16 protein-coding genes are annotated in these 17,176 nt (G+C 60.2%); 5 read left to right on the forward strand and 11 right to left on the reverse strand.

Translation table 11 applies throughout. The annotated features are described in order from the left end of the window. Nucleotides 1-32: 32 nt before the first annotated feature. Entirely contained in the window at nucleotides 33-1,820 is a 1,788-nt protein-coding gene (locus tag EET67_RS00305; RefSeq protein ID WP_128624211.1) for a hydantoinase B/oxoprolinase family protein, read from the reverse strand. Between the two features lie 355 nt (nucleotides 1,821-2,175). Between EET67_RS00305 and EET67_RS00310 the strand changes: the two genes are divergently transcribed. Next, nucleotides 2,176-3,336, forward strand: coding sequence for an ABC transporter substrate-binding protein (locus EET67_RS00310; RefSeq protein WP_128624652.1), 1,161 nt, complete (start codon nucleotides 2,176-2,178; stop codon nucleotides 3,334-3,336). A 244-nt stretch (nucleotides 3,337-3,580) separates the two neighbouring features. Next, entirely contained in the window at nucleotides 3,581-4,108 is a 528-nt protein-coding gene (locus tag EET67_RS00315) for a helix-turn-helix domain-containing protein (RefSeq protein WP_165899742.1), read from the forward strand. A gap of 144 nt (nucleotides 4,109-4,252) precedes the next feature. Here the strand turns inward: EET67_RS00315 and EET67_RS00320 are convergent, their stop codons facing one another. From EET67_RS00320 to EET67_RS00345, 6 genes are all read right to left on the reverse strand, one after another. Further along, nucleotides 4,253-4,969, reverse strand: coding sequence for a NapC/NirT family cytochrome c (locus tag EET67_RS00320; protein WP_245450639.1), 717 nt, complete (start codon nucleotides 4,967-4,969; stop codon nucleotides 4,253-4,255). Nucleotides 4,970-4,972: 3 nt separating this feature from the next. Beyond that, nucleotides 4,973-5,458, reverse strand: a complete 486-nt coding sequence (locus EET67_RS00325) for a nitrate reductase cytochrome c-type subunit (protein WP_128624213.1) — start codon at nucleotides 5,456-5,458, stop codon at nucleotides 4,973-4,975. Continuing rightward, the gene (gene napA, locus EET67_RS00330; protein ID WP_128624214.1) at nucleotides 5,431-7,932 is read right to left on the reverse strand and encodes a periplasmic nitrate reductase subunit alpha; all 2,502 of its coding nucleotides are present in this window, start codon (nucleotides 7,930-7,932) and stop codon (nucleotides 5,431-5,433) included. The genes EET67_RS00325 and napA overlap by 28 nt, the downstream gene beginning before the upstream one ends. Next, on the reverse strand, nucleotides 7,929-8,249 hold the full coding sequence (locus EET67_RS00335; RefSeq protein WP_128624215.1) for a chaperone NapD: 321 nt from the start codon (nucleotides 8,247-8,249) through the stop codon (nucleotides 7,929-7,931). Before EET67_RS00335 ends, napA begins: the two co-directional genes overlap by 4 nt. Before the next feature lie 9 nt (nucleotides 8,250-8,258). Then, a complete protein-coding gene (gene napE, locus EET67_RS00340; protein WP_128624216.1) occupies nucleotides 8,259-8,459 on the reverse strand; it encodes a periplasmic nitrate reductase, NapE protein in 201 nt (66 codons plus the stop codon). Between the two features lie 199 nt (nucleotides 8,460-8,658). After that, the gene (locus EET67_RS00345) at nucleotides 8,659-9,477 is read right to left on the reverse strand and encodes a tetratricopeptide repeat protein (protein ID WP_245450640.1); all 819 of its coding nucleotides are present in this window, start codon (nucleotides 9,475-9,477) and stop codon (nucleotides 8,659-8,661) included. 135 nt (nucleotides 9,478-9,612) lie between these two features. On the opposite strand from EET67_RS00345, the gene EET67_RS00350 reads away from it, so the two are divergent. From EET67_RS00350 to EET67_RS00360, 3 genes are all read left to right on the forward strand, one after another. Next, nucleotides 9,613-10,989, forward strand: coding sequence for a leucyl aminopeptidase family protein (locus tag EET67_RS00350; protein ID WP_128624218.1), 1,377 nt, complete (start codon nucleotides 9,613-9,615; stop codon nucleotides 10,987-10,989). Between the two features lie 90 nt (nucleotides 10,990-11,079). Further along, nucleotides 11,080-11,430 (forward strand): MarR family transcriptional regulator, encoded by a 351-nt coding sequence (locus EET67_RS00355; protein ID WP_128624219.1) that lies wholly within the window; start codon nucleotides 11,080-11,082, stop codon nucleotides 11,428-11,430. After that, nucleotides 11,427-12,287 (forward strand): C40 family peptidase, encoded by an 861-nt coding sequence (locus EET67_RS00360; RefSeq protein ID WP_128624220.1) that lies wholly within the window; start codon nucleotides 11,427-11,429, stop codon nucleotides 12,285-12,287. The genes EET67_RS00355 and EET67_RS00360 overlap by 4 nt, the downstream gene beginning before the upstream one ends. Nucleotides 12,288-12,346: 59 nt before the next feature. On the opposite strand, the gene EET67_RS00365 is transcribed toward EET67_RS00360, so the two are convergent. The 4 genes from EET67_RS00365 to EET67_RS00380 are packed head-to-tail and all read right to left on the reverse strand — an operon-like array spanning nucleotide 12,347 to nucleotide 17,165. Next, on the reverse strand, nucleotides 12,347-13,288 hold the full coding sequence (locus EET67_RS00365; protein WP_128624221.1) for a 2-hydroxyacid dehydrogenase: 942 nt from the start codon (nucleotides 13,286-13,288) through the stop codon (nucleotides 12,347-12,349). A gap of 15 nt (nucleotides 13,289-13,303) precedes the next feature. Further along, complete coding sequence (locus EET67_RS00370) at nucleotides 13,304-14,935, reverse strand: ABC transporter ATP-binding protein (protein ID WP_128624222.1); 1,632 nt, start codon at nucleotides 14,933-14,935, stop codon at nucleotides 13,304-13,306. Further along, nucleotides 14,932-16,065 carry an ABC transporter permease gene (locus EET67_RS00375; RefSeq protein ID WP_128624223.1) on the reverse strand — a complete coding sequence of 378 codons (1,134 nt, stop codon included), beginning with the start codon at nucleotides 16,063-16,065 and terminating at the stop codon, nucleotides 14,932-14,934. Before EET67_RS00375 ends, EET67_RS00370 begins: the two co-directional genes overlap by 4 nt. After that, entirely contained in the window at nucleotides 16,065-17,165 is a 1,101-nt protein-coding gene (locus EET67_RS00380) for a microcin C ABC transporter permease YejB (RefSeq protein ID WP_128624224.1), read from the reverse strand. The genes EET67_RS00375 and EET67_RS00380 overlap by 1 nt, the downstream gene beginning before the upstream one ends. Nucleotides 17,166-17,176 lie beyond the last annotated feature (11 nt).

A 17,176-nucleotide genomic window follows, 5' to 3' on the forward strand; every position in this document is an offset into this window, starting at 1 on the left:
TCTTTCTTCTGTTCAGCTGTACGGGAAAGGGTTCAGTCACCCCAGGTGACGAACTCGGATACGGCGCTCCGCTGGCTACGAAGGTGAAGGCGCAGCTTTTCCGTGGCCCCCTGATCGATTGCAAACGTCTTTTCTTCGATCACGACGCCGTATTCGTCTTTCGCCGCGGTCGCACTGATGATCTCGTTGCGAACGTCACGCGAAACGGCTGCAGGTTCCCTCTCCAGCGGGTCGCCCCAGCCGCCGCCGCCCGGCAGAACGTAGCGGAACTCGTCACCCTCGTTGACGCGGATGGTGACCTTTGAGCCGATCTTCTCCTTAGTCGTCTTGGGGTTCAGGCAGACTGAGCCCGGCTTTCCGGCTTTGCCGCCATAGAGGCCGTAGGCACGGGTTGTCTGACGGTCGGCGCGGATCTGCAACGTGGCATCCGGCACCTTTATCCGATAGTCGCGGTAGAAGGGTGCGCCGCCACGGAACTTGCCGGCGCCGCAGCGATCCTGCGCGAATTCGTAGGCCAGGATCTCGACCGGATGCTCGGATTCGATCTGCTCAACCGATTGCGAAGCCATGTTAACGAAGATGTTCGAGATGCCGTCGATTCCGTCTGCCCATGGCCTGCCGCCCCAGGTGCCGCAGGAGAAATCGACATAGACGAAACGATCTCCTGACGGCGCGAAACCGGCGATCGTCACGCCCACATTGCCGCCGTCCGAAGCAGCGAACACCCGGTCGGGCACCATCTTGGCCAATGCGCCGAAGGCACAATCGACCATGCGGAAACCGGTCAGCGCGCGCGCCGCACAAGCGCCAGGCATTGCCACATTCGCAATCGTGCCTTCGGGTGCCGTGGTGCGGATGATGCGGAATATGCCGTCATTGTTGGGAATGCCGCCGGGTAGGATTGAGCGAAGTGCCGTATAGGAGGCGGCTTCGGTGACCGATAAGGTGCAGTTGATGGCACCCCGGACTTGCGGTGCGCTGCCCGTCCAGTCGAACTCGACCGCCTCGCCTTGCTTGCGCACAGTCACGAAAAGGCGGATCGGGTGGCCGATATCCATGCCGTCGTCGTCGATCCAGTCCTCGAAGGAAAACTCTCCGTCGGGAAGCTCGCCGACCGCAGCACGCGCCAGACGTTCGGTGTAGTCGATGATTTCGCGCATATGGGCCAGCGATTCCTCGGCGCCATAGCGGTCCACCAGAGCAAGGATCTTACGCTGGGCTATCTCGCAGGCAGCGAGTTGAGCACGGAGATCGCCCAGAAGCTGAACGGGCAGCCGTACGTTCGTTTTGATCACCGTCCACAAGGATTCGTCCTGGTGTCCGGCCGAGACCAGCTTCAGGGGCGGGATACGCAGGCCTTCCTGAAAAATTTCGCTGGAATTCACCGAGTTGGAGCCGGGGACATGGCCGCCGACGTCGACATGGTGGGCGGTTGTGGCGGCAAACGCGATCAGTGTTCCGCCGGCGAAGACGGGCTTCAGGATGAAGATGTCCGGCAGGTGCATGCCACCTTCGAAAGGATCGTTCAGGATGAATACGTCGCCATCCTCGATCCGCCCCGCATACTTCTTCATGACAGCCTGAAGTGCTGTGCGGATGGAGCCGAGATGGACGGGCAGGGTCAGCCCTTGGGCGATAAGCCGGCCGTCTGCATCCGCAATGCCCGTGGAAAAATCCATGTTGTCGCGCAAGACGCCAGAGTAGGTCGTCCGGCAGATAGTGACGGCCATTTCATCGGCAATTGAAAACAGCTCGTTCTTGAAAAGCTCGAAGTCGATGAAGGTGTCGCTGCGCGCCTTCGCGATGGTTGGTTCCGCCATTCGGGTTGTCCTCCTCCACGGGTATCGGTCTTAAGTAAGTATTCTTTTACAACGGACATTGTCAATGCCCGTTGACGCAATTCGACGTTGATTGGTGGAGACCCAGAGGGGACCGAAGGTTGGCAGGAACACGGGTCGCAAGCACAATGAGGCGGCACATGGCGCTTGACATAGCCTGTTAGTAAGTGATTAATTACTTATGGGCGAAATGGAACCGTCCAACCATCCGGAGGAGCCCGGTCCAACAAATAATGAGCGATTTTAGTTGCAAGCGCGGAAGCGGCGTTTGCAATGCCGCAATCACGTTGCCAACCACTGGGCCACCTTCCTCGTTTCAATCAAAGGGAGGAATTACATGAAAAAGACAGGTATCCTGGCTGGCGCGGCAGTCGCGCTGTCCATGCTGATATCGAATGCGTTCGCGGACACTATCAAGATTGGCGTCAACCAACCGCTGACCGGTCCGGTCGCAGCTTCAGGAAACTACGTAACCAACGGCGCCCGTATCGCCGCCGATCAAATCAATGAAAAGGGCGGCGTTCTCGGCAAGCAAATCGAACTGATCATCGAGGACAACAAAAGCAATCCGACCGAAGCGGCGGCCGTTGCCGAAAAGCTGATCGTACGCGATGAGGTGTCGGCAATCATGGGAGCCTGGGGATCGACCATGACGCTCGCTGTCATGCCCAAGCTGGAGGAATACGGCATCCCGATGGTGGTCGAAACCTCTTCGTCCGGCAAGATCACGACTTCGGGCAACCCGTGGATATTCAGGACAGCCCCAACGAGCGACATGCTGGCCGATTCCTTCGGTCCCTTTGTCGAAAAATTCGGCATGAAGAAAGCGGCGTTCCTGGCCGTCAACAATGATTGGGGGCACAGCAATACCGACGCCTATTCCAACATGCTGGCAAAACATGGGGTGCCGACGGTACTGAAAGAGAGCATGGACGCAAACGCTGTCGATCTTTCAGCGCAACTTGCCAAGATCAAAGCGTCGGATGCTGACGTATTGCTGGTGACAACCGAGATCGAGCAACTGACCCTGATCTTCAAGCAGGCGTTTTCTCTTAGGCTGCCACAGAAGATTATTGCGACCACAACCTCGTCGACCCCCGATCAGGCAATTGAGCATGCCGGCAGTGCCGCAGACAACGCATATTTCACCGTGTTGTTTGCGCCGTGGTTCCCTGACATGGCCCCCAATCCTGAGGTGGCAAAGTTTTTCGCTGAAGAATGGGAGCGCCGCGATTTTGAATTCGCCGGCCGCATCGAAGGGCAGCGTGGCTACGATGCAATCCTGAGCATTGCCGCTGCCGTCGAAAAGGCTGGAACGGCGGAGCCCGAAGCTATCCGCAAAGCGCTCTGGGAGGTGGAGGTCAAGGGAGTCAACAGCAATATCAAGTTCCTCAAGCAAGGGCCTGAAGGTGCTGAAAGCGGCCAGAACACCGCCAACATCTTTGTCGTTCAAGTCAAGGGCGGCAAGGTCGTTCGCCCCGACTTCGCAAGCCAATAATCGGCACCCGGCCCGGTGATTCTTTTCGCCGGGCCCATCGTTTGATCGGGTGGGCTCAAGCTGCTTGCAAGGCCGATATCCACATCGAGAGAAATCGCCGGACTCCCAAATGCAGGGCCAATCACCAAAGCCGGCATTGCCATGTCGCAACCTTCGGCCGGATATCGAGCCTCGCGTAGGCGCGCTCACCGATGACCTTCCAAAGCGGCGATGTGAGAGCCTGCGAGTTGCAATCGGCAATGAAGTGCGCAATTGGCGCCTTAAACGCGGCTGGAGGCTGGAGGAACTGGCTCGCGCAGCCGGCCTGTCGATGGGCGCGGTCTCCAGGATTGAGAATGGCACCGTATCCACGTCTCTGACGACATTGCGGGCGCTGTCTTGGGCGCTGGGCGTGCCGATTTCATCGCTGCTGCGGCGTTCTGAGCAACAATACGAGGCAGTGTTCAAGAAGGCTGGTCAGCCGATAGGGCTCCGGAACTGTCCGACGCCAGCAGAAACTCTCGGCGACATCGAAGTGCTGAGTTCCGGCATCAAGGTCGAGCCTTATCTGGTACGGCTCATCGAGCAGGAAGCCCATTTCCCAACCTTCCGGCATAGCGGGATGAAGTTCCTCTATATGTTGGAGGGAGCCATCAGATATTCGCATGGCGAGGATCATTACGATCTAGGTCCGGGAGATAGCCTGCTTTTTGAGGCTTCCGTGCTGCATGGCCCTAGGAAACTCCTGCGCGGCCCGGCGCTATATCTGTCGATCATCTCCGCTCGCCCGTAGCCCACCGAGCGCACGACTGGCCGCGCTCGAGACGAGCAGCGCCTAGAGAAAGATGACTTCTCCTTGAATCGCCATCTCACTCTAAGTCTTTGTTTTTGAATTATGATCTTGTCCGAAAAGTCTGCAACTTTTCGGGGTCATGCTCTAATTGCCCGTCGCAGCGACGGGCGCCTGCGTGCGGGCGCTGGCCGCTTCGATCCAGGACGACAGTGCCTCGGTCGCCGATGTCTGCAGGCCGTCGGCATTCAATTCAGGTGGTACCTTCCAGCCGGGATCGATACCTTCCATATTTGGCAACTCATGGGCGATGCCCTTGTGGCAGTCGATGCAGGTGGCCTGCCCGGACAAGAGATAGCGGGTGTGGATTTCGGCCGCGCGCTGTGTCTGTTTCGACAGGTCCATCGCGACGGAGGAGTGACAATTGCGGCACTCGAGGCTGTCATTGGCCTTCAAGCGGTGCCATTCATGCTGTGCAAGCTCAAGGCGCTTGTCGAGGAATTTCCGACGCGTGTTGATGGTGCCGAAAATCTTACCCCACACTTCCTTCGAGGCCTGCATCTTGCGCGCGATCTTGTCGGTCCAGTCATGCGGAACGTGGCAGTCGGGGCAGGAGGCGCGCACGCCCGAGCGGTTGGAGAAATGCACCGTGCGGGTCAGTTCCTGATAGACGTTGTTTTCCATCTCATGACAGGAGATGCAGAATTTTTCGGTATTGGTGACTTCGAGCGCCGTGTTGAACGCCCCCCAGAAGATGACGCCGCCCACAAAGCCACCCAAGGTCAGGAAGGCAAGGCTGAGCGTTGCCGCCGGTTTCGTCAGGAAGGCCCAGACCCAGGCGGCCAGCCGCTTGATCGAGCTCATCACCTATTCTTCCCCTGCATGCTTGACGCCCATCTCGCTCATGTCCTTGAAGGTATTGCCCACGAGCGGTTGCGTATCGGCCTGGGGCACATGGCAAGCGGTGCAGAAGTAGCGGCGCGGCGAGACATCGGCCAGCATCTGGCCGTCGCGCGTAAGATAGTGGGTCACGCTGACCATCGGCGCGCCGGACCCTTCGGTGAATTCGCGCTTGTGGCAGGAAAGGCAGCGATTGGTATTGACCGAGAGCTGATAGCCCTCGATCGAATGCGGGATCACCGGCGGCTGGTCCGGATAGGCGCGCATCTTGCGGATGTCGTCGACAGTCCATTTCGGAATGGGTTTTGCCGGAGCCGATTCCGGATAAGAGACGCCACCCATGGTCTCGGCACCCATCTGCGCGAGCGCCACCGACGCACTGATCGCCGTCAGCGCAAATACGGCCAGCAGCAGGCGCGGCGGCGTCAGACGGAAACGATCTTGACTGCGCATTTCTTGAAATCCGTCTGCTTGGAGATCGGGTCGGTAGCGTCGAGCGTCACCTTGTTGATCAGCTTGCTGGCGTCGAACCACGGCACGAAGATCACCCCTTTCGGCATGCGGTTGCGGCCGCGCGTCTCTACCCGCGCCTGCATTTCGCCGCGCCGTGACACAACCCGGACCTCGGCTCCCTGGTTGATGCCGCGCGTGCGCGCATCGTCGGCATTCATGAAACAGACGGCACCGGGAAACGCCCTGTAAAGCTCAGGCACGCGCATCGTCATGGAACCGGAATGCCAATGTTCCAGCACGCGGCCGGTCACCAGCCAGAGGTCATATTCGTCGTCGGGGCTTTCAGCCGGCGGCTCATAGGGCACCGCTATGATCTTGGCCTTGCCGTCCGGATTGCCGTAGAAGCGCACCCCTTCGCCCGGTTTCACATAGGGATCATAGCCTTCCCGGTAGCGCCACAAGGTTTCCTTGCCGTCGACCACCGGCCAGCGCAGGCCGCGCACTTGGTGATAGGAATCATATGGTGCCAGGTCATGGCCATGGCCGCGCCCGAACGAGGCATATTCCTCAAACAGGCCTTTCTGGATGTAGAAGCCGAAATCCTTCGCTTCCTGATTGTCATATTCGGCGTCGATGTCCGCGAGCGGAAACTTGTCCGCTTCGCCGTTCTTGAACAATATGTCGAACAGCGTCCTGCCATTGTAATCCGGGTTTTGCGCGAGGAGATCGGCGGGCCAGACGTCGTCGGCGGTGAAGCGCTTGGAGAACTCGACCAGTTGCCACAGGTCGGAGCGCGCCTCGCCCTCGGCCTGCACGAGTTGGTGCCAGACATGGGTGCGACGCTCGGCATTCCCGTAGGCTCCCTCCTTCTCCACCCACATCGCGGCGGGCAGGATGAGGTCGGCATTGACCGCGGTGATGGTCGGATAGGCGTCTGACACGACGATGAAATTGTCCGGATTGCGATAACCGGGATAGGTTTCGTTAGCGGTGTTCGGCGCCGCCTGGAGATTGTTGTTCACCTGGATCCAGTACCAGTTGAGCTTGCCGTCCTTCAGCATGCGGTCCTGGAGCACGGCATGGTAGCCTGGCTTTTCCGGCAGGAGGCCGTGCGGCACCTTCCAGATTTCCTCGGCATGCCGCCGATGCTCGGGATTGGTCACCACCATGTCGGCCGGCAGGCGATGTGCGAATGTGCCGACTTCGCGTGCCGTACCGCATGCGGAAGGCTGACCCGTCAGCGAGAACGGACTGTTGCCGGGTTCCGAGATTTTTCCGGTCAGAAGATGGATATTATAGACCATCTGGTTGGCCCAGACGCCGCGGACATGCTGGTTGAAGCCCATTGTCCAGAGCGACATCACCTTTTTGGCGGGATCGGCGTAAAGCTCGGCCAGTTCCTCCAGGAATGAGGGCTCGACGCCGGAAAGTTCGGAGACTTTGTCGAGCGTATATTCGGAAACCATCGCCTTGAAGGCCTCGAAATCGATCGGCTCCGTCTTGCCGGGGTCTACCGCATTCGTCGCCGCCTTCTCCAGTTCGTGTTCGGGCCGCAAGCCGTAGCCGATATTCGTCACGCCTTTCACGAAGACGGTGTGCTTGTCGACGAACTCCTTGTGGACGCGGTCGGTGGCGATGATGTGGTTGGCGATATAGTTGAGGATCGCAAGGTCGGTGCCCGGTTTGAACACGATGGGGATGTCGGCAAGGTCCATCGAGCGATGGGTGAAGGTCGACAGCACCGCGCAACGCACATGCGGATGCCCCAGTCGCCGGTCGGCGACCCGCGTCCACAGGATCGGGTGCATCTCGGCCATATTGGAGCCCCACAGCACGAAGGCATCGGCCGCCTCGAAATCGTCATAGCAGCCCATCGGCTCGTCCATGCCGAAGGTGCGCATGAAGGCGACCGCTGCCGAGGCCATGCAATGGCGCGCATTGGGGTCGAGATTGTTAGAACGAAAGCCGGCGCGCATCAGCTTGGTCGCGGCATAGCCCTCGAAAATGGTCCACTGGCCGGACCCGAACATGCCGACTGCCTCCGGCCCCTTTTCCTTCAGCGTGGCCTTCAGTTTTTCGGCCATCAGGTCGAAGGCTTCATCCCAGGTGACCGGTTCGAATTCTCCGTTCTTGTCGAACTTGCCGTTGGCCTTGCGCATCAGCGGCTGCGTCAGGCGGTCTGCTCCATACATGATCTTGGAGAGGAAATAGCCCTTCACGCAGTTAAGCCCGCGATTGACGTCGGCCTGCATGTCGCCATGTGTTGCTACGACCTTGCCTTCCTTGACCCCGACCATGACGCCGCAGCCGGTGCCGCAGAAGCGGCATGGCGCCTTGGACCATTTGATTTCGAGGGCGCTGACGCCGCCTGGAACGGACTGGCCGGCGGCAGGTGTCGCTATGCCGGCTGCGGCGGCTGCAACGGCGGCCGCATTAGCCTTGAGCATGTCGCGACGGGTCATCGATCTCGTCATTGCGGGTCGCCTTCGTCACTGTAGATGTGTTCGAAAACCAGATTTGCGGTGATCACGCCGTCGAGCAGGGAGATCTGTGTCAGCCTCTCACCGAGCGCGCCGACACTCGGGCCCTCGATGGTGACGACGATCTTGCTCGCCTGCGCGGCGTGTACTTCCACGCCTTCCATTGCGGCTAGCCGCTCGACGACTTCATCGGTGTGTCTGGGCAGCACGGAAATGACGGCGCTGGAGCTATGCTGCCATGCTGGGATGCCGTCTGTGAGGCTTTGGCCGGTCAGAAAGTCGCGACGGGTCATGCTGGCGCGCTCTTTCATGGCGCCGCCCTAATGCAACCCATTCGGCGGCGACCCCGGCGGGCCGAATACAATCTGCCACATCCAGACGGCGAAGCCAAAGCCGCCGACCACGCCGACGGCCACGACCGGCCAGATGCCGAAAGCCAGAACCAGGAAGGCGATGAGTTCACGCCGGCGTTGTCCCGCAGTGTCGGGCGATACGGTCTGTCCTGCTTGGTCCTGGGTCATGATTTCCTCATGGGCCTGGGATTTCGGGCGCCGAACTCAACAGTCATTATGGCCATTGCTACCTGTGGATGACAAGTGCCTTGAACCACAGCACGGAATTGCCATTGGCCGAAGTCGCCTCCACCGGCCGTTCGGCGGCAAAGCCCATCATCTCATGGAAGAGATCGGGAATGGGTGTCTGGCGAAGAGAGGACGAAACCTAGTTCGTATTGGTTTGCTTGTCTTCCTTCTTGAGCTGGTTCCAGGCGTTCTGCTGCGAAAGCATGCCGCGCAGATAGGCGATATTGGCCTGTGCCTGCTCTGGGGATAGCTCCTGGCTTGCAATGGCTTCAGCCTCCTGGAAGCGCCCCTGGAGGCCGACGACGAGCGCCAGATTCTGCCGGACCCGGCTGTCTGCCCCAGATGCCTCGGATGCCGATCGCATATAGGTTTCGGCGGTCTTGAGGTCGCCGGCCAGAACGTAGGACATGCCCAGATTCGACAGGATGGAGGGCTCGTTGGGCTTCAGGTCGAGTGCCTTGCGATAAAGCTGCCGGGCTTCGTCGGCCTGTCCAAGCTGATCGAGAATGGCGCCTTCAGCGGATAGAAGCTTCCAGTCCGGATATTCGGGTGTCTGGGCACGGCGTACCGCATCCAATGCCGGCTCCAACTGGCCGACGCCGGCAAGCGCCTTACCATAGGCGGCAAGCACATCGCGATCCTTGGGATGGGCGATGGCAAGCTTGCGCATGACCGCGAGTGCCTGGTCTGAGCGTCCATCCATCTGCAGGACAGTGGCATATTGCAGGGCAACGCTCTTGTTGTTCGTGTCGCGCGTATAGGCATTGCCGAGTGATCTGGCCGCTGAATCCAACTCCGCGGACGACATGGTTTCAAGCGGTTTGCCGGACGCGCGGCTGACCGACCCCGTCGCCATCTTGTCGGTGGCGCAACCGGAAATTCCTGCTGCCAGCGCGAGCGCAAATGCGACGGTGACCAACCTTTTTCCAGTTGCCTTTGCCGAGTGATTGGTCAACATCTGCGCCAGATCTCCATCCGTTCCCGCTGGCCAAACTGCGGCCATCTTCCCCGTCGCAGAAATATTCTGTTAACCCTAACGGATGGTTAAGAAGCGGCGCCTGCGCCGCATGGTGAACAACCGAGGACCGCCGAAATGCCGCTCGAACTGATCGAAAAGAAACAGAAAAAATCACGTCCCATCTATCTGCTGGCCAATGGCGATCTGGAAAATGCAGGTCTCGACGGGACGGCGTTGGCATGGGCCGACAATAACGGCTTTTCCGGCGATGCGGGGCGCGTGCTGATACTTCCAGGCGCGGAAGGAGCAATAGGCGGTGCGCTGTTCGGTCTGGGCAAAGCGGATGAGGCCAAGGGTGCTCTTGCTTGCGGCACCCTTGCCCGGACCCTGCCAGAGGGTGACTGGCATTTTGCGACAAAGCCCGCAGACCCGTTCCTGTCGTCGCTCGGTATCGCACTTGGGGCTTATGCTTTCACGCGCTACGGGAAAAAACCCGGGAAGGAACTGCGCCTTGCCGTTCCTGCTGGCGTAGACCATGCGCATATCAAGCGTATTGTGGAAGGGGTGTTTCTCACACGCGACCTCGTCAATACGCCAACCAATGACATGGGCCCCAATGCGCTTGAGGAGGCTGTCCGTAAATTGGCCCGGCAGCACAAGGCCAAGCTGTCGGTCACCAAAGGGGACGATCTTCTCAAGTACAACTTCCCGATGATCCATGCGGTTGGCCGGGCGTCGGCAGAGGCCCCGCGTCTCATCGACATGGTGTGGGGCGAAAAGAATGCGCCCAAGGTCACGCTGGTCGGCAAGGGCGTGTGTTTCGACACCGGTGGCCTCGACATCAAGCCGGCAAGCAGCATGCTCCTGATGAAGAAGGACATGGGCGGTGCTGCCAATGTGCTCGGCCTGGCAGCCATGATCATGGCTGCCGGTATGCGCGTCAGGCTGCGCGTGCTGATCCCTGCGGTCGAGAACTCGATCTCGGCCAACGCCTTCCGACCTGGCGATATTCTCACCAGCCGCAAAGGGCTGACGGTCGAGATCGGCAACACCGACGCCGAGGGCAGGCTGGTTCTGGCCGATGCCCTGGCGCTGGCGGACGAGGAGACACCGGACCTGCTGGTCGACATGGCGACGCTGACAGGTGCGGCGCGAGTGGCGCTGGGGCCGGACCTGCCGCCCTTCTATACCGACGACGAGGCGCTGGCGGACGAGCTTGGAAAGGCCGCCGCGGCCGTCGAGGACCCGCTTTGGCGCATGCCTCTGTGGGCACCCTATGATGCCAAGCTCGCCTCGAAAGTTGCCGACATGAACAACGCCACCAGCGATGGTTTCGCCGGCTCGATAACTGCGGCACTTTTCCTCAAGCGGTTTGTCGAGAGGGCATCAAGCTGGGCGCATTTCGACATTTTTGCCTGGAACCCCGCCGAACGGCCATACGGGCCAGCAGGAGGCGAGGCGCAAGCCATACGCGCTTTGGAACGGGTATTATCAAAACGCTATGGCGGCTAAAGCATTTTGCAGCCAAGTGAAATCACTCGGCGTCGCCGTCATTTTGTGGCGTGAAACGGAAGCGAAACGATTCCACGCCATGCTGGCTCCATGGCGATCCGGTTACGTCCAGCTCAGGCTCTCCGGCTTTGGCAACAGGTCGTGTTGTCCGAGGTGCGTGCCGACGCCCCGGATTTGACTATGCGTCAGGCGGCGATATTGCTGACGATCTATCTCGAACCGCCGCCTCATACCGTACGCGCCCTTGCCGAAAGGCTGGGCGTCAGCAAGCCGGTGATCACCCGCGCACTTGATACGATGGGCGCCTTGAAACTGGTATCGCGCCATCGCGACGAAGCCGATCGTCGCAACGTGCTGATCCGGCGCACGGTGGAAGGTGCGCTCTATGTCGAGCGTTTCGGCGATGTTATCATTGCCAGAGCTTTGGAGTTACCGCTTTGACTGCCCATGACGCGCGCCTTCATGCCTTCCGGTCCGATCTTGCCGATGCCCGCCTGAAAGACGAAATCGCGGCGGAACGATACGTGGCCGGGCGGCCGGGACGCATCGAAGCTTCTGTTGTCGATGTTAGAATAGCACCGGGGCTGGAAGCTGGGATAAGCACACAGTTGTTGCGCGGAGATGATGTCAGTATCTTCGAAGAGGCCAAGGGCTGGTGCTGGGTGCAGGCGGAGCGCGACGGCTATGTCGGCTATGTCGGCGAGGCCGCGATTGCGGCACGTGACCACGATCTTACACATCAAGTCATTGCGCCCCGCAGTTTTATCTATCCGGGTCCTGACCTGAGATTTCCACGCAGCGGCCAGATTTCACTGGGCTCAAAGCTGACGGTTGTGAACTTCACCGAAACGCGTGGCACGCGCTATGCGCTCCTGCCGTCGGGCGAAGCGGTGATTGCGGGTCACTTACGGTCACTCGGAGAGTTCGACACCGACTACGTCGCCGTCGCAGAGACCCTGCTCCACACACCCTATCTGTGGGGTGGCGTGTCCGGCTTCGGCATCGACTGTTCCGGCCTCGTGCAACTTGCCATGCGCATGACGGGCAGGGATGTGCTGCGTGACTCGGACATGCAGGCCTCGACCATAGGCGAAGCGATCGATCCTGCGGACGATTTTTCCAATCTGCGGCGCGGAGATTTGGTTTTCTGGAAGGGGCATGTTGCCATACTGACCGATGGCGAGAACATCATCCATGCCAGCGGTCATACCATGATGGTATCGCGCGAAAACCTGAAGCAGGCGATCGAGCGCATCGGCTATCTTTATGGCGGGCCTACTGCCTGCCGGCGTCCCTGATTCCTGTTTTTGCGCAAATTCCGGAAGGACAACCGGTTCCCGCTTTTCCTGGGATTTCTCTAATATTGCATCTGCCGGTCGACGACATTCCGCAGCGGTTCGCCGCGTTCGAACGCATCCATCTGCGCTAGCATGGGCGCAACCAGATGGGCGGGATCGGAGGTGGCCGCCGCATGCGGCGTCACGAACACCTTGGGATGCGTCCATAGCGGGCTGGTCTTGGGCAGGGGCTCGAGTTCGAACACGTCCAGGCTCGCCTCCTTGAGAAGGCCGTCCTCGAGTGCGCGCGCGATGTCTGCGTCCTTTTGCAGCAAACCGCGGCCGGCATTGATCAGCACCGCCCCGCCGATGCCGTTACGCCGCCGCAGTTCGCGCAGCAGCTTGTAGTCGATGATGCCACGTGTTGCAGGCGTAAGCGGCAGGAGCACCACGAGAATATCGGTAGCGTTGAGGAAAGGCACCAGTCCCGCCTCGCCGCCAAAGGTCTGCACCCCCTCCATGGTACGGCCGGTGCGCCCCCAGCCATTGACGCGGAAGCCGATCGCAAGCAATGCGTTCGCCGCTACACGACCCAACTGGCCGAGCCCCATGATGCCGACCGAAACATCGGCCGCCGACCGCTGCGGCGGCTCGTGCCAGATCTTCTTCTGCTGCTGGTTCCGGTAGAGCGTGCCTTGCCGATGATGATCCAGCACACGCCATACGACATATTCGGTCATGTGTTGGGAGAGGTTTTCGGCCACAACGCGCACGATCGGCGCATCCGGCAGGCCGGGGTCGTTGAACAGATGATCGACGCCGGCGCCGATGGAAAAGACCGCGCGCAGATTGGGCAATCTGGCCAAGATGTTGGCCGGCTGCTTCCAGACCACCGCATAGGTGATGGAAGGGTCTTCCGGCCCGTCCGGCGCCAGCACCACGTCACGTTCCGCCGACAGCAGTTCGTGCCACCGCTGCGGGTTGAAACCCGTGACCGAAAGCAGGATGCGGCCCTTGTTCATGTCATTCCTCTTGCTTCATTCGCTGACCACGCCAGCCGGCGCGGTCTCTATCCTGAAGGCAGCCGAGATCAGTGCCCGAGTATAGTCCGAGCGCGGCTCCTCGAAAATCTGGCGCGACGGGCCGGCTTCCACGATCTTGCCGTTACGCATGACGATGACGTCATTGGCAAGTGCCCGTACCACCTTCAGATCGTGGCTGATGAAGAGATAGGCCAGGTCGTGCTTGCTCTGCAGGCTACGCAGCAGGTCCACCACCTGCGCCTGCACGCTCATGTCGAGCGCCGATGTCGGCTCGTCCAGCATCACAAAGCGGGGCTTCAACACCATGGCGCGGGCAATCGCGATGCGCTGGCGCTGGCCCCCGGAAAATTCATGCGGATAGCGGAAGCGGGTTTCGGAATCGATGCCGACTTCCTGCAGCACGTCGACCACGCGCCTGTCACGCTCGTCGGCGGAGAGCTTGGGCTCGTGGATCTTCAGTCCCTCTTCGATGATTTCGGAGATCGACATGCGTGGGCTGAGCGAACCATAGGGGTCCTGGAACACGATCTGTAATTCGCTCCGCAGCGGCCGCATGTCGTTGAAGGACAATGCATTGATGTCGCGCCCGTCAAAGTTGATCCTGCCTTGCGAGGAGATCATGCGGGCGAGTGCCAGGCCGAGGGTTGTCTTTCCCGATCCGGATTCACCGACGACGCCCAGCGTCTGGCCGGCGCGCACCGTCACGTCGATTCCGTCCACGGCCTTCACATGGTCGACGACCTTGCGAAAAAAACCCTGCTTGATCGGAAACCACACCTTGATGTCGTCCCCCGCCATTACCGTTTTGGCATCGGGATTGGCTTGTGGAGGCTTGCCCTTGGGTTCGGCCGCAAGCAGATGTCTCGTATATTCATGTTGCGGATTGGTGAAGATTTCCTGCGTCGGTCCCGCCTCGACGATCTTGCCCTTGGTCATGACGCAGACGCGGTCGGCGATCTTGCGCACGATGCCGAGATCATGGGTGATGAACAGCATCGACATGCCCTTACGGGCCTTCAGTTCGGCCAGGAGTTCCAGAATCTGTGCCTGCACGGTGACGTCGAGCGCCGTCGTCGGCTCATCGGCGATCAGCAGTTCCGGTTCGTTGGCGAGCGCCATGGCGATCATGACCCGCTGGCGCTGGCCGCCGGACAATTGGTGCGGGTAGGCGCCGAGGCGCTTTTCCGGGTCGCGGATGCCGACTTCCTTGAGCAGATCCAGCGTGCGGGCTCGAGCCTTCTTGTCGCCCATGCCTTGATGCAGCTTAAGGATTTCGATGATCTGCTGCTCGATCGTGTGCAGCGGATTGAGCGAGGTCATCGGTTCCTGGAAGATCATGGTGATCTTGTTGCCGCGTACGCGACGAAGCTCGTTCTCGTTCTTCGCCAGAAGATCGTCGCTCTGGAACAGGATCTTGCCGGATGGGTGGCTCGCTGCCGGATAGGGCAGGAGGCGCAGCACCGAAAGCGCCGAAACCGACTTGCCAGAGCCGGATTCGCCTACCAGCGCCACCGTCTCGCCCTTGGCAATGTCGAAGGAGATGCGATCGACGGCCGTTTGGGTCCGGCCGCCTTGCATGAAGGCGACGGAAAGGTCCTGCACCGATAAAAGAGGCTTACCGGTCATTTGAACGTCTTTCTCGGATCGAAGGCGTCGCGCGTCGCCTCGCCGATGAAGATCAGCAGCGACAGCATCAGCGAAATCACCACGAAGCCGGAAATGCCGAGCCAAGGTGCATTGAGGTTGCGCTGGCCCTGCTTGAGCAATTCCCCAAGCGAGGCGGAACCCGGCGGCAGGCCGAAGCCGAGGAAATCGAGCGCCGTCAAAGTGGTGATCGAGCCATTGAGGATGAAGGGCAGGAAGGTCAGCGTCGCCACCATCGCATTGGGCAGCAGATGCCGAAACATGATGGTGCGGTTGGGCACGCCGAGCGCGCGCGCCGCATTGACATATTCGAAGTTGCGGGCGCGTAGGAATTCGGCGCGCACGATGCCGACGAAACTCACCCAGGAAAACAAAAGCATGATGCCGAGCAATATGAAAAAGCCCGGCGGCAGGATCGCGGCGATGATCAGCAGCAGATAGAGCACGGGAATTGCCGACCAGATTTCGATGAAGCGCTGGAAGATCAGGTCGGTCAGGCCGCCGAAATAGCCCTGCACCGCACCCGCTGAAACCCCGATGACTGCCGAACCGGCTGTCAGGATCAGACCGAACAGAACCGAGACGCGAAAACCGTAGATGACCCGCGCCAGCACGTCGCGCGCCTGGTCGTCGGTGCCGAGCCAGTTCCAGTTGCCGATGGTGCAGTTCTCATCGTCGACGCCCTGCGGGTAGCGCTGGCAGCGTTCCTCCTTCGAATACATCCAGGACGGCTTTGCCGGCGCCGCCTCGGGAATCTCGTTGTTGACGCTGCGATAATGGTAGCGGATCGGCGGCCAGATCAGCCAGCCATTGGCCTCGATCTCGTCCTGGATCACCGGGTCGCGATAATCTGTAATGGCGAGGAAGCCGCCGAATTTCTCTTCCGGATAGTCGATCAGTGCGGGAACCAGCAATTCGCCCTTGTAGGAGGCCAGGATCGGCCGGTCATTGGCGATGAATTCGGAGCATAGCGTCAGGCCGAACAGCGCGAGGAAAATCCAGAGCGACCAGTAGCCGCGCCGGTTCGCCTTGAAATTCTGCCAGCGCCGCTGGTTGAGTTGAGACAGAAGCGGGCGCTTCTCGGGCCGTGCAACGGTATCGGCGGCAGACATCAGACGTCCCTCCGCTCGAAATCGATGCGCGGATCGATCCATGTATAGGTGAGGTCGGAAATCAGGCTGATGAACAGGCCGATGAGTGAGAAAATGTAGAGATTTGCGAACACCACCGGATAGTCGCGGTCGAGGATGGAGCGGAAGCCGAGCAGGCCGAGCCCGTCGAGCGAGAAGATGTTTTCGATCAGCAGCGAGCCGGTGAAGAAGGCGGAAATGAACGCGCCCGGAAAGCCGGCAATCACGATCAGCATGGCATTGCGGAACACATGGCCATAGAGCACCTGCCGTTCCGATAGGCCCTTGGCCCTTGCGGTCACGACATATTGCTTGCGGATCTCGTCGAGGAACGAGTTCTTGGTCAGCAGCGTCGTGGTGGCGAAGGCCGACATCACCATGGCGGTCAGCGGCAATGTGAGATGCCAGAAATAGTCGAGGATTTTGCCGCCCAGCGACAGCTCGTGAAAATTGTCCGAGGTGAGCCCACGCAGCGGGAACCAATCATAAAAGGACCCGCCCGCAAACAGCACCATCAGCAGGATGGCGAAGAGAAAGCCCGGTATGGCATAGCCGATGATGACGATGCCGCTTGTCCACATGTCGAAGGATGACCCGTCCTTGACCGCTTTGCGGATGCCGAGCGGAATAGAGATCAGATAGGACAGAAGGGTGATCCATAGGCCGAGCGACACGGAAACCGGCATCTTCTCCACGATAAGGTCGAGAACGCCGATGTCGCGGAAATAGCTTTCGCCGAAATCGAAGCGGGCATAGTTCCACAGCATCATGCCGAACCGCTCCAGCGGCGGCTTGTCGAAGCCGAACTGCTTTTCAAGCTTGGCGATGAATTCGGGGTCGAGTCCCTGCGCTCCGCGATATTTCGATGAGGTGACGCCGCCGGCATCGAAGCTCGCTGCTCCGGCATCGCCACCGCCACTTCCCAGCCGGTCGCCGGCGTCCCCGCCCTGGCCGGTGATCTGCGCAATGACCCGCTCCACCGGCCCGCCGGGCGCGAACTGGATGATGGCGAAGGAAATGGCCATAATCCCGAAGAGCGTCGGGATCATCAGCAGGATGCGCCGCAGGATATAGGCGCCCATCAGCTCTTACC

Origin of the sequence: Borborobacter arsenicus, from assembly GCF_003934165.1 — a bacterium.
Taxonomy (GTDB): Bacteria; Pseudomonadota; Alphaproteobacteria; order Rhizobiales; family Rhizobiaceae; genus Pseudaminobacter; species Pseudaminobacter arsenicus.

Bases quoted from the DNA above. Each gene is read 5' to 3' on its own strand.
- EET67_RS00305 (WP_128624211.1), bottom strand. From the start codon at position 1,820: ATGGCGGAACCAACCATCGCGAAGGCGCGCAGCGACACCTTCATCGAC.
- EET67_RS00310 (WP_128624652.1), top strand. From the start codon at position 2,176: ATGAAAAAGACAGGTATCCTGGCTGGCGCGGCAGTCGCGCTGTCCATG.
- EET67_RS00320 (WP_245450639.1), bottom strand. From the start codon at position 4,969: ATGAGCTCGATCAAGCGGCTGGCCGCCTGGGTCTGGGCCTTCCTGACG.
- EET67_RS00325 (WP_128624213.1), bottom strand. From the start codon at position 5,458: ATGCGCAGTCAAGATCGTTTCCGTCTGACGCCGCCGCGCCTGCTGCTG.
- napA (WP_128624214.1), bottom strand. From the start codon at position 7,932: ATGACGAGATCGATGACCCGTCGCGACATGCTCAAGGCTAATGCGGCC.
- EET67_RS00335 (WP_128624215.1), bottom strand. From the start codon at position 8,249: ATGAAAGAGCGCGCCAGCATGACCCGTCGCGACTTTCTGACCGGCCAA.
- napE (WP_128624216.1), bottom strand. From the start codon at position 8,459: ATGACCCAGGACCAAGCAGGACAGACCGTATCGCCCGACACTGCGGGA.
- EET67_RS00345 (WP_245450640.1), bottom strand. From the start codon at position 9,477: ATGTTGACCAATCACTCGGCAAAGGCAACTGGAAAAAGGTTGGTCACC.
- EET67_RS00350 (WP_128624218.1), top strand. From the start codon at position 9,613: ATGCCGCTCGAACTGATCGAAAAGAAACAGAAAAAATCACGTCCCATC.
- EET67_RS00355 (WP_128624219.1), top strand. From the start codon at position 11,080: ATGGCGATCCGGTTACGTCCAGCTCAGGCTCTCCGGCTTTGGCAACAG.
- EET67_RS00365 (WP_128624221.1), bottom strand. From the start codon at position 13,288: ATGAACAAGGGCCGCATCCTGCTTTCGGTCACGGGTTTCAACCCGCAG.
- EET67_RS00370 (WP_128624222.1), bottom strand. From the start codon at position 14,935: ATGACCGGTAAGCCTCTTTTATCGGTGCAGGACCTTTCCGTCGCCTTC.
- EET67_RS00375 (WP_128624223.1), bottom strand. From the start codon at position 16,065: ATGTCTGCCGCCGATACCGTTGCACGGCCCGAGAAGCGCCCGCTTCTG.
- EET67_RS00380 (WP_128624224.1), bottom strand. From the start codon at position 17,165: ATGGGCGCCTATATCCTGCGGCGCATCCTGCTGATGATCCCGACGCTC.